The 2,203-nt window shown below is 63.1% G+C and carries 3 protein-coding genes and 1 pseudogene; all 4 read right to left on the reverse strand.

The genetic code is table 11. The features are described 5' to 3' along the window. Window positions 1-163: 163 nt before the first annotated feature. On the reverse strand, window positions 164-367 hold the full coding sequence (locus tag F790_RS0113570; RefSeq protein WP_019592012.1) for a hypothetical protein: 204 nt from the start codon (window positions 365-367) through the stop codon (window positions 164-166). A 116-nt stretch (window positions 368-483) separates the two neighbouring features. Next, window positions 484-675 (reverse strand): hypothetical protein, encoded by a 192-nt coding sequence (locus F790_RS14625; RefSeq protein WP_156824348.1) that lies wholly within the window; start codon window positions 673-675, stop codon window positions 484-486. A gap of 758 nt (window positions 676-1,433) precedes the next feature. Continuing rightward, entirely contained in the window at window positions 1,434-1,760 is a 327-nt protein-coding gene (locus F790_RS14630) for a hypothetical protein (RefSeq protein ID WP_019592013.1), read from the reverse strand. 200 nt (window positions 1,761-1,960) lie between these two features. Then, window positions 1,961-2,203 (reverse strand): annotated as a pseudogene (locus tag F790_RS0113580) (IS256 family transposase); the annotation flags it as partial.

Here is a 2,203-nt window from a genome sequence, read left to right on the forward strand (position 1 = left end):
TGCAGTTCCTGCCGGATCCGGGGTGTGGTGCGGGCGTTGGAATGGATCGTACTCGCCATGCGGTCAGCCTCCCGTTCGCTCATCGGGCACAATACGCATCCACTCCCGGGCATGAAACAGGGGTGCCTTCTCTCGCGGTATGCAATCAGACGAGACCTTACAGTTAGTCCTTCGCGGCTTTCCGCATCTCGTTCAGCGCGTGCTGGATCTGCTCCCGGGTCTTCAGCGGATAGCCCGCCTCGCGCGCTGCGTTGATCAGCGTCAGTCGGGCCTCCCCGGCCTTGATCGCGGCCTGCCGCTTCTCGGGGGGCATCGACTCCAGCCTCGCCCGCGTCCGGTGCCCCGGCTTGCCTGTCGTGTCGGTCATACTGGTCAATCCTTGTTCGGTCGCGGCTTACCCAGATACCTAAGAGGTTGGATTGACTGCGAATTCACCTAGCACCTGGATTCAGCGCCCGGTAGGGTGCCAAGGATCAACGCAGCTCATACGCGAGCCCCAGCCTTTTCCATCGCCCGGAGTTCGGCCGCCCGCTCGGCGCCCCTCTTCTTGTCGTTCTGCAAGGATTCGATCTCGGCAGGTGTCAGGAGTCGGAACCGGTCGCATCCGTCTGATGAATCCCGACGCGGTCCGGCAGAAGCGTTCTGGCGGGTGGCTATCTGGCGTTCGTCGCTCATTCGATTTAAATCCGTCTTTGTGAAGGCTGAAAGTCCCGAGCCGCGACCGTCCGAAGACTTCATCGTCCGTTGGAAGATCGCAATCGGTTGAGGCGACCCCGCAATGCGGTTGGCTCATGAGTAGCCGTCTGATCACGTCTTCATGCCCAGCTATTCAGGGTCGAGCAACCTAGCTTGCTCCCGCATTAAACGAGCGAGCTCACGCTCCTGCGGTCTCGTTGCTCCACGATAGGCATTCCGGGCGGATTTTGCACGGCCGTCAGGGGTCCTCGGACCCGTGAACGCTTCCACGGCTTCCGCCGTTGGATCGCCTGTGCCTGTCGTGCCCGCCGTTCCGGGGTCCAGCCGTTGCTCATTGCCAGGGTTCCTCCAATAGTTCGTTTTGCTCGTTCCGGTTGTTGTCCAGAGAAAGCTCTCCGGAAGGTGGCGTGTGGTTGATCTGCTGGTTGGTCGCCACGTCTGGAGTCCCACATGGTTCTCCTCCGGTAGACCGAGGACGCTGATGGGTGGCTATTTTGTGCAGCCTACCGTGTGGGCCGTGCCAGTTGTAGTCGTGGATCCACCGGGGCAGATGGCGTTTGCGCTCCTCTGACGGGCGTAGGTGAAGGCGTAGGCCCACCCAACGTAGGGCGGTCTGGATAAAGCGCTCCGCCTTGCGTTCGTTTTCGGGGCATAGGGCCGCTCCCGGCGATGGCGGATGGCCAGCCGACGGCAGGCCTACCTGAACGCTCGGGCGTCGTAGCAGGGTCCGTTGTCCGTCAGGACACGCCGGTGATAATACCGAGGGTCGCGTGGTAGGGCGCGGCCGCCTCCAGGTGCGCGATCGCGTCCTGGGCTCGCTCGGCGGGATTGATCTCACTGTAGGCGATGCGTGAGCGGTCATCGATGGCGACATGCACGTACTCGTAGCCCGCGCCGATCGAGTCCTTGACGGAGACACCGGTTACGCGGTGGCCTGAGTGACGGAAGCGCGCCAGTTTCTTGATATTCAGGTGGAGCAGATCACCGGGGTGCTCGTGCTCGTAGCGCCGAGGCGGTTCGACCAGCTCCAGTGCGCTCAGGTGGTTCAGGCCTTCGCGCCGCAAGATGCGGCTGACACTGGCCCTCGCGAACCTGGTGAAGGTAGCGATGCGACCGATACTCCAGTGCTGGCGCCGTAAGGCGGCGACCTGCGGTTGGATCCGTCGCGGCGTTCGCCACGGCCAGAATGAGCGGTCCACAAGACCCGGACGGTCGGCCTCTTGGAAGAGTTATGGTCAAGTCTGGTGTATGAGCGATGGCAGGTTCAGGCGGCGCTCCGGTCGGTGATGGAGGATGCCTCGTCGTTGGTCGGTTCGGTCTGTTCGACGCCGTCGATGAACTGAACCCCGCGCTCGAGCTTGTCCAGCCATTCGTAACCCCGGAGGCGGCGCCAGCGCTTCTGCGCGCTCTGGCCGAGCTTGAACGTCAGGCTCAGGACGGTATTGCGGGTCACGCAGCCCCGGGTCTTGGCGGTGCGCAGCCGCACGGTGGCGAAGGTCGATTCGAT

Origin of the sequence: Thioalkalivibrio sp. ALE20, assembly GCF_000381405.1 — a bacterium.
GTDB lineage: Bacteria > Pseudomonadota > Gammaproteobacteria > Ectothiorhodospirales > Ectothiorhodospiraceae > Thioalkalivibrio.